Genomic DNA, 9,583 nt, shown 5'->3' with positions numbered 1-9,583 from the left:
ACTTTCAAGAGTCAGTCTATTACATGGGGCAGCCGCAGTATTATGTTACGGGTGTAGATTGGAATTGGTTTCAAGAAGCCCGTAAAAATGGTGTCTATATTGGCTCTAAAACTTTAATGCCTATTCCTAAAGATGGTTCATTTGGTATTGCTCAGGTTGAGCCAAATACACTTGCCCGTGAGGCCATGAAAGACAAGTGGCAGCAGATGAAGGAAATGGGGGCACGTTTAGTCGAGAAAGGTTCAGCGAGTAAAACTGCCACCGAAGCTAAAAATGATGATGCAGTTCAACACTCGGTATTATCTCTGTGTACAGTCAATATCAATGAAGCGATGAGCATGGCACTTCGTTGGTGTGCAAAGTTTGTAATGCCTGATGTGAATGTACTAACTAAAGATGACCTGCTTTATGAAATTAGTCAGGAGTTCAATAAACAAGGTTATCTCGCTGATCTATCTCGACAGTTATTTGAAAGTGCAGTGCAAGGCCATAGCTCGTTTAAATCATGGTGGGAGTACAACCAGTCGGGTATGTTCCCTAAGCAGACTTATGATGATGAACAGAAGAATCTAGATGCTGAGCGCGAAGGAAAACTTGATCTAACAGGTGAGTGATATGGCAAATAAAGATGATTTGCTGATTAATGCGATTATTCAACATCAAGCTTATTTGCATCGCTTATCGTCACATGAAGTGATTGAGTTACTTAAAAAGTTTAACCGTGAATCAAATGTGATGGTGGCAAAACTTCGAGACTTACTTGATGAGTTGAGTGAATCGGAACGCATTGCTTTATCTGGTGCACGATATACCACGGCGAATCTAAGAGAGATTAAAAGCCTTCTCAATGAATGGCAGACTTCCATTGTGTTGATTCTTCCAGAAGCATTTGCAGTATCTGCAATTGCTTTGGCTGTATATGAGGCCAATCATCAAGCGAAAACACTCGGTAAGACAATCCAAGCACCTCAAGGTGAAAGTATCTTTAAACAAGCCAAACGAAAGCCCTTTGCAGGTGGGATGCTGATCGATCAGATATTTAGTGAGATGGCAGAAAACACACGTCGCCGTGTTGAATATGCGATACGTGATGGTATTTCCCAAGGGCAGACCAATCAGCAGATTACCCAGCGTATTAAGGGCACATCAAAACTCAATTATGAGGATGGGATTTTAAATCAGTCTAGACAGTCTATTGATATGGTGGTGAGAACTGCACGTAGTCATATTAGCAATACTGCCTATGAAGAGACCTATAAAGCTTTGGGTGTTAAAAAACTTAAAGTATCAGCAACTCTAGATAATCGCACCTGTAAGTTCTGTGCTTCAGAAGATGGCAATATTTATGATATTGATGATCCTAATCGCCCACATTTCCCAGTACATCCTCGTAATCGAACTGTTTACGTTCCTTATGTGGAAAATGAAGATGAAAAGTTTGCAGGAAAAAGGCCATTTGTTGTTAAGCCTGGTGATGCTGGTCAAGTTAGTGCTAATACCAATTTCAAGGAATGGTTCTCCACACAGCATGAGGACTTTCAACGAGAGTGGTTAGGTAAAAAGCGCTATGAACTCTATAAGAATGGCGACTACAACATTGATAAGTTCCTTGATCCAGAAGGCAAGCTGTATACCCTAAAGGAGCTTAAACGATTGGATGAGGAAACATTTAAGGAGCTGGGGCTGTGAAAAAAGAACCAAATAAAACAGGACTAAAACGTACTGTATGGTTATTTGAACGTGAGATTTTAGAAAAGCTTGAAAAAACCAATCTTAAAGACCACCACAAAGTTCTTAAGTTCAATCTTTTTTCTATGGAGTATGAGCTTAAGCCTAAATTTGATAATGGTCGGGCTGATGGTAAAAAGCATGGTGGCTGGGATTTTGCTGCTCCTGCAGGTACAGCAGTTACCACCAGTGTTGCCGTCAAAGATGTAACGAAATACCAGTCAGAAAATGGTGGATATACATCACGTGTGACTTTTGATGATGGTGTTGTAATTGAGTTGATGCACCAGATTCCATCGATGATGTCTAAAGTGAAAGGTGGAGCTAGTAAGGGGAGCACAACCTCAGGCAATGATGCTTATAAAGCATTTATTGATCAACAGAAAGAAGATGAAGATGCAGCTAAAAATAGACTCCAACTTACTCTTGCTGTAGCGGATGAAAAAACACGTATAGAGAAGAAGCTACAGGAGGATATCAAGGAGATCAATAAAGCTGGCTTTTCAGCTGAAGATACATCAAAACTTATTGCTCAATATGAGGAACGAGCAGCGAATGAAATAGCAATTTCACAGTATGCACTAAAAACCAAACTGGATGATTATGCTGAATTTCAGAAAACCGAAGCTGAATTATTAGAGGAAAGTTTTGCTCGGAAGAAGTTTGCAGCTAGTCGTGATTTGGAATTAACAAAAGATGAGCGTGACAAAGCTGTTTCTTTGTTAAACGAGCAATTGAAACAAGAGCAAGCCTATCTAGAGTTAGCCAAAGAGCAACGTCTATTTCAAATGCGTCAACAATTCTTAACTGAGACTCAGGCAATGCAAGAGCGTTATCGTCTTGAGGAAGCAGAGCTCATTAAGGTGGCAGATCTAAAAGAGCGAGAGTTTCAGCGTCAGATGATTCGTCTTCGCCAAGAGGAAGAATCTAGAGTACGTCTGCAAAATGCTCAAATGAATTGGGCCAATGTTGATGCTCAGATGAAAGGAACGACAGGGCGTATGCAGGTAGAGCAGGATCGATTTAGTCGTCTTGATACTTCTCAGCAATTGTTTGATGCACAAATGGGTTCCGTGGATAGTGGAGAGCAAGGAGCTTTAGGACGTATACAAGAGCAACGAAATCAGGAACTCATTACTGAACAGGAGTTTGAGAACCAGAAGACTTTGATTTTGCAAACTGCTTTAGAAACTAGACAGGCTATTTATGATGCACATGCTTTACGTCAAACAGAGGTTGAGGAGGCATATCAGAAGGATTCTATTAACTTACAATTGACCCAAGCCCAACAACTTACTGGCTCATTTGCCAATATGTTTAGAGGTATTTTAGGAGAGAGTTCTGGAGCTTATAAAACCATGTTTGCTATGCAGCAAGGGTTTGCGATTGCTCAAGCAGGTATGAATATGTATTCGTCTGCATCGAAAGCCTACAATGAGTCACTTCAACCAACAGTTTGGGGAAGGATGGCTGATGCAGCGAAAGCAATGCTTGATCAAGGCACTTTCTTGGCAATGATTCAGGCAATCACACCTCAAGGATTCGCGACTGGTGGTTTAGTTCGTGGTCCTGGTTCAGGAACCAGTGATTCAATTCCTGCATGGCTATCTAATGAGGAGTTTGTTGTTAAGGCAAGAGCTGTAAAAAGCATTGGTGTTGAAAACCTTAATCGAATGAACCAGACGGGTGAATTACCTCAGGTACATCGAGAGAGACAGCAGGCCAGTATGATTCGGCAAGCAGAGGTCAAGATCACTATCGTTAATAACACCTCTCAACCAGTTGAGGCTGCTCATGATTGGAAAGGTGAAGAATTGCAGGTTTTTCTTACTGAGATGAAAAAGCAAAATCGAGCTGAAACACAAGCTATGATTGATAAGTCTTGGCGTGAAGCTGCACGACAAGGTGGGCCTTTAAGTCACAGATAATCTTTAGGAAAAGCCACTTCGGTGGCTTTTCTATTTTCTAAGTGCTAGATTTGCGAAAATAATTTGGTTTTTATTAAGGAGTTTTTGGTTAGGATGGATGTAAATACAATAAATAGAGCTATAAAGATCACAGAAGCGGTTCAATTATGCCTGATTGAGGAGTTAAGCCAAATTAGTAATCATGAAAGATATCCAGATGGTTGTTGTGAGATTGCATCCTCTATTCTTTTAAGCATATTAAGGCAAGAAGGAATACGGGAGTTCTCATTAATAAAAGGAGAGCATCCTAGATATATTTTTCATTTTTGGCTTGAATCTGAATCACATGTGATTGATTTAACCGCACATCAATTTGATGGTATAGAAGAGCCATTTATTATGCTAGACAAAGACTTATATACATTGAGCCAAGAAGGATATTTTTCAGATAGAAGAAATAGTGATATTGACAATACATGGTCATACTTGACAGATGTTATGGTCCGATTTGAAAAGATATTTTATGAAAAATATTATGAGGCATAGTGTTTTTAGACTGAATATATTTTACTTGATTTAGGGCCCACCTCGGTGGGTTTTTTTATTGGAGAAAAGAATTGAAATCAAAACTTATCGCCGTGGATTTAATTGATTTTAACTGGTAAATTTTCAAAAAATAATTTGGTTTTTTAAATGAAAAAGTTAGCTTTATTGGCAGTGATGTGTATCTCTGGTGTAGTGTCTGCACATGAATTCCCTGATGCTAAAGGACTATGTGCTGATGTTGTTAAAGACAAATTACAACCAGCACAAAAATGTATAATTTCATCAGGTGGTGGTGCTGGAGGCATGTATACAATTCTTCAGTATGGCAAGTCTAAAGTACATATCGAAGAATCAACCATGTGTCCTGAGTATGATACAAAGGGTTGTGATATAAGTGTATCAAAAAATGATAAAATTTTTGGTGAAGGTCATAGTGATGAAAGTTATTATCTAAGAGACTATAAAACAGGAAAAATCACCAAGAGTGATAAATATAGTTGGACTTGTGTGAAAACATCTAATAATAAAATTAATACCTGTTATGTAATAAAGTAAATGTTTAAGTTAAATAGTAATGACAACCCACCTCGGTGGGTTTTTGATTGGAAAAAAGAATTGAAAGTTAAAGTTATTTAGTAGTGTGTGCTGATGAGCGACAAGAATTAGCACACCCAGTTGGTAGAGGGCTTGACTTTTGAAAAATACTCTTGTTGACGGTATAGTCAGTACCAGTTATTATGTGGATAACCCTGTTATAAAAAGATAATAGGGTGTTTTTGTCTAAGGAGGAAATACAATGACAGTTGTTAACAGAAATTGTAGCCACTTTGTTTCCACAAAAAAACTAGAGCGCAATACCCAAGCCTCGAATTACAATAGCAACTACAGCACCACATATGTCAGCAGTGTTTCTTTCTCTCGAGATGAAATGAATGATGCTTATGCAAGAGCTCGTTCTAGTGAGAGATCGCCAGGTAATGCAAGAAAGTAAGAATCTTGAATATAATTGGATATATGAGCGTCTAGTTCAAGATGAGAATGATCTTGTCGGTGCGATAGCTTACATCCTTTACAAGCAACATAAAATTGAATTCATTAAAGAAATTGAGTTGAAGTGCGGAACTAGCCCAACGCCAGAGCAATGGGTGGAGTTTCATCGATCAACTTGCCTTGAGTCTAGCATTTTAAATTACCAAAAGCGCGCCGAGGATTTAGTTAATCAATTTCTTAAAAATATGTTGTTTAAACATGTGGAACACATCGAGACTCAAGCAGACCAGAGAATGGCTGCTCGAGTCGAAGTTATAACAAGTTCTTTGCGTGAGAAGATAGTTGAGCTGGAAAGCTCAATGAATAAGAATCAAGCGGTCATTCAAACCGAAATAACTAATAAGAAAAGCATTTTAAATCGATTTGGCGAGGCTTTTCTTAATATTATTTATACTCTGGCAATCATTGCTATAGTTGGTGGATTGTTTAATGGATATAAGTGGATTTCAAGCATGAACAGCAGTGCAGAGAAAGTTTCCGGTATAAAATGATTTAAATAATGTTTTGCATGACAACCCACTCACTAGAGTGGGTTTTTTATTGGAAAAAATATGAGCGACAGACTATTCGATTATGAATCCGACCTAGAAGGCAATAATGCATCAACTCAGTTCGCCGTGTTGTCTTCTAAGTTCGGTGATGGTTATGAACAACATGCCAGTGTTGGGATTAACAATAAAAAAGGCCAGTGGGCTTTTCAAAAGACTGCTTATGCAGCAGATATTTTAAAGATTAAACAGTTCTTTGATGATCATAAGGGGGCTGATTCATTCTTGTGGAAGCATCCTAAGCATGGCTTAGTCCGAGTGAAAACAGATGTTCAGTATCAAGAGGTCGATCTAGGTGGTGATGTCTGGCGGATCTCTACAACGTTCTATCAACAGTATTAAATTAATCAATTTCATGCCCCACATTGTTGGGGCTTTTTTGTGAGGAAATTATGGCGATTCAAGATATTAAGTTAGGCACTCAGCCAAGCGGTGCTGGTGGTGATACTAACCGTTCAGCGAATGTGAAGACCAATGAAAATTTTAGTAATCCTTTGCATGCAGCGAGTCGGATGGTGGGGACACAAGATAGTGATATTCCTGAATACAATAAATGCTTTGGTGGGGCTTACGGGACTCAAGTTGATCGATATATAACTAACAATACACCAAATGTTCCAGAAGTATATAAAGACCTTAATACTTTTCCTGTTGGTGAAAGATGTTTAGTCAATGTTGGTACAATTACAAATAAGCCATCAGATATCACGGCATACTCGAATCTTTATGTTGAAACAAAGACACTGTACACACGAACAGCTGGGCGTGTGCAAATGGCTTTAAGTTATGGTGGAAATCCGACAGTTTATTATCGTTATTCATCTAGTGATAATGTCTACGGAACTTGGCGTTATAACCTAACTAGCGCAAACACAACAACTGATTCAAATGGGTTTATTAAAAAAGCCTCACCAGTGATTCAGCTTTTTGCCACCATGATCAGACCCAATGCCGAAGCTGCGGAACAAAACCCAAGTTTTGAAAAAGTAGACACAGGCCATTACCTGATTAAAGGCACTCAAGGTTTTGCTACAGAAGGTTGGTGGATTGAAGTGCCTGCAGATACCAATGGTAATAAGATCTGTGCTGTTCAGTATCAAACACTTGAGAATGGTGATCTTGAAGTGAAGACCTTTAAGAAAAAACTCAATGATGAAGGTGATATTGTTCCGAATCTAGATGCGCCGATTGATATTCCAAACAATGCCAATGGCGAACCACGCTGGATTGATATCCGTTTAAATCCATTGCCTGCAAAGCCAATCATTGAGCGAGTACCACGGACTAAGAAGCAACCCAAAATGGTTGAGCAAATTAAGTATGCGCCGCAGTTAACCCACATTACGAAAATGCAAGATTTGATCGATGATGAAGGTAATCCTGTTATTGTGAAAGGTCAGCCATTCCAAACCCCTGTTTCTTATATCCACACCGATCAAAACGGTACACCGATTTTAACCAATCAGCCCGTCATTAATGAAAACGGTGAAAATGTTTTTGAACTGGTGCAAATGGTCGATTTAGATGGCCAACCAGTATTTGAAGATGTACCAGTGTTAGATGCAGACGGAAACCAAATCTTTGATGAGGTAATTCATGGGCCTGAACAGTGATTTTCAGAAACTCTATGTCGATGGTTTAATTCGACTCTATGAACTTGATGCTGGTGCTTTGGGCGCTGGCATTTTACGTTTTCATGGGCATATTGCTTATGAGGACTGGCAGCGGATCTACAGCTATGCTGGTTCAGGTACAATGGCAGGTGATACCACTCAAATGGCTGGCAAGTTATTTGAGAATGGCACAGATAAAGTGTGGATGCGAAATATCATTTTCAATGGTCAGACTTTTGAGCCGATGGCTTTAGAAGTTTCAGGTCTTGAAATGCGTAGCGATGGCAAAGCCTCTGCACCCACTTTGAGTATGGCCAATAATATCAATGGTATCCAAAATGCTGTATCTGCCTACTGTTTGAAGTTCGGAGACTTTGCAGGAGCTAGACTCAAAGTTATTACAACTTTGGCTAAGTATTTAGATGCTGCTAATTTCAGTACAGGTAATGCCAGTGCCAACATAAACGAAAAACGAGAACAGCTGTGGTTCATTGAACAAAAGACCTCTGAGAATGCCCAGCAGGTAAGTTTTGAATTATCTAATCCCGTGGACTTTGAAGGTTTAAAGATCCCAACACGTCAAATCACTAACTACTGCGGCTGGGAATATCGTAGCGAAGAATGTGGCTATATTGGTTCTGCTAAATTTACCGATAAAGATGAACCTACAGATAACCCTGCATTAGACCGTTGCAGTTATCGAACCTCAGGTTGCGATTGTCGTGATAATGCAATGCGTTTTGGTGGCTTCCCTGCATCAAGTATGGTGTAAATATGAAACTAACGAAGAAATTAAAAGCCGATATCTTGGCTCATGCTGAACAATGCTACCCCACAGAATGTTGTGGGGTTGTTGTTTTAGGGCGTTATATTCCTTGTCGCAATGTTGCTGAACAAGGGCAATTTCAAATCCATCACCAAGATTTAGCGAATGCTGAGGATATTGGGGAAATTGAAGCCTATGTACATTCCCACCCCAATGCAACGGCACGTGCTTCCGATCTTGATCTGTTACAGATTGAACTACACGAAAAGCCTTGGGTAATTTGCGCATGGCCAGAGATTGAATTTCAGGTCTACGAACCTTGTGGTTATCAAGCGCCTTTGATTGGTCGTGATTATCACCATGGCTATCAAGACTGTTATTCGATCGTACGTGATTTTTATCGTCGTGAGCTCGGTATTCAATTACCTGACTTTGAACGTCAAGATGATTGGTGGAGTGATAAGGATCATCAATCACTTTACCTTGATAACTTAGAGATAGCCGGATTCTATGAAGTCAGTGAACCACGGTATGGCGACATGTTGGTGTGTAACGTAGGTCGCACGGAACATCCGAATCATGCAGTGATTTGGTTGGGTGATCAGTGGCAATTGAAGTCCGAAGAAAGCACTGCGTGTTTTGGTGGGCCTTTGATTTTACATCATCCCTATGGGCGTAAATCAATACGTGAAATCTTTGGCCAGCAATGGCAAGAGCGTGTTGCAAAGATAGTGAGGCATAAAGATGCTTAAAACCATCAAGCTTTATGGGGTACTGGCCAAGAAGTTTGGTAAAGAGTTTAAGTTGGCTGTTGAAAGTACCCGTGAAGCTGTTAAGGCGTTATCTGTGCAAGTACCAGGCTTTGAACAATTCATGATGACAGCACATGAACAGGGTTTAACTTTTGCAGTATTCCAAGATGGCGAAAACATTGGTGAAGGTCAGATTGATTTCGATACTGGTGCCGAAGTTATCAAGATCGTACCAAAGGTTATTGGGGCTGGTGGTAATAGTGGAATTTTGCAGACCATTTTAGGCGTTGTACTTATTGTCGCTGGTGTGGTTGTAACAGGTCTTTCCTATGGCTCGGCTGGTCAAATTGGTGGTGCAATGATTGGTGCTGGTATAGGTATGTTAATTGGTGGTGTTGCGCAAATGCTAATGCCTAAGGTTGATGATCAGGATCAAAACCAAGATGGTAATAGGGCTAACCATGGTTTCGGTGGTGCTGTGACCACTATCGCACAAGGCAATCCTGTTCCAATCCTTTATGGCCAACGTGAAGTCGGTGGCTTCATTGTTAATGCTGGCCAGTTTGCGGTAGATACTTTTAGTTCTGCTGATGCTGGGCATACTGGTGGAAGTGGTAGCGGTGGTAAAAAATAATCTTGGGGAATATATGGGCGCAATAAGCGCCTTTTTTAT

Annotated in this window: 11 protein-coding genes; all 11 read left to right on the top strand. The window is 40.0% G+C overall.

Annotation, left to right across the window (positions count from 1 at the left end; genetic code table 11):
* The coding region (locus tag RFH42_RS09465) for a DUF4055 domain-containing protein (RefSeq protein WP_308975340.1) at nucleotides 1-614 on the top strand (614 nt) is incomplete at its 5' end.
* Nucleotide 615: 1 nt separating this feature from the next.
* The gene (locus tag RFH42_RS09460; RefSeq protein ID WP_308975339.1) at nucleotides 616-1,689 is read left to right on the top strand and encodes a minor capsid protein; all 1,074 of its coding nucleotides are present in this window, start codon (nucleotides 616-618) and stop codon (nucleotides 1,687-1,689) included.
* Nucleotides 1,686-3,656, top strand: a complete 1,971-nt coding sequence (locus RFH42_RS09455) for a hypothetical protein (protein WP_308975338.1) — start codon at nucleotides 1,686-1,688, stop codon at nucleotides 3,654-3,656. The genes RFH42_RS09460 and RFH42_RS09455 overlap by 4 nt, the downstream gene beginning before the upstream one ends.
* A 93-nt stretch (nucleotides 3,657-3,749) precedes the next feature.
* Entirely contained in the window at nucleotides 3,750-4,181 is a 432-nt protein-coding gene (locus RFH42_RS09450) for a hypothetical protein (protein WP_308975337.1), read from the top strand.
* 147 nt (nucleotides 4,182-4,328) lie between these two features.
* On the top strand, nucleotides 4,329-4,736 hold the full coding sequence (locus tag RFH42_RS09445; protein WP_308975336.1) for a hypothetical protein: 408 nt from the start codon (nucleotides 4,329-4,331) through the stop codon (nucleotides 4,734-4,736).
* A 386-nt stretch (nucleotides 4,737-5,122) separates the two neighbouring features.
* Nucleotides 5,123-5,722: a hypothetical protein gene (locus RFH42_RS09440; protein WP_308975335.1), complete on the top strand. Its 600-nt coding sequence runs from the start codon at nucleotides 5,123-5,125 to the stop codon at nucleotides 5,720-5,722.
* 60 nt (nucleotides 5,723-5,782) lie between these two features.
* A complete protein-coding gene (locus RFH42_RS09435; RefSeq protein ID WP_308975334.1) occupies nucleotides 5,783-6,121 on the top strand; it encodes a phage tail protein in 339 nt (112 codons plus the stop codon).
* Nucleotides 6,122-6,171: 50 nt separating this feature from the next.
* Nucleotides 6,172-7,392: a phage tail fiber protein gene (locus RFH42_RS09430; protein WP_308975333.1), complete on the top strand. Its 1,221-nt coding sequence runs from the start codon at nucleotides 6,172-6,174 to the stop codon at nucleotides 7,390-7,392.
* Nucleotides 7,376-8,164: a phage minor tail protein L gene (locus tag RFH42_RS09425; RefSeq protein ID WP_308975332.1), complete on the top strand. Its 789-nt coding sequence runs from the start codon at nucleotides 7,376-7,378 to the stop codon at nucleotides 8,162-8,164. Before RFH42_RS09430 ends, RFH42_RS09425 begins: the two co-directional genes overlap by 17 nt.
* A gap of 2 nt (nucleotides 8,165-8,166) precedes the next feature.
* Nucleotides 8,167-8,910 (top strand): C40 family peptidase, encoded by a 744-nt coding sequence (locus RFH42_RS09420; protein ID WP_308975331.1) that lies wholly within the window; start codon nucleotides 8,167-8,169, stop codon nucleotides 8,908-8,910.
* Nucleotides 8,903-9,544 (top strand): tail assembly protein, encoded by a 642-nt coding sequence (locus tag RFH42_RS09415; RefSeq protein ID WP_308975330.1) that lies wholly within the window; start codon nucleotides 8,903-8,905, stop codon nucleotides 9,542-9,544. Before RFH42_RS09420 ends, RFH42_RS09415 begins: the two co-directional genes overlap by 8 nt.
* Nucleotides 9,545-9,583 lie beyond the last annotated feature (39 nt).

The sequence above is a fragment of the Acinetobacter rudis genome, assembly GCF_031157835.1.
Lineage (GTDB): Bacteria > Pseudomonadota > Gammaproteobacteria > Pseudomonadales > Moraxellaceae > Acinetobacter > Acinetobacter rudis_A.
This window is presented reverse-complemented; position numbering and strand designations above follow the sequence as displayed.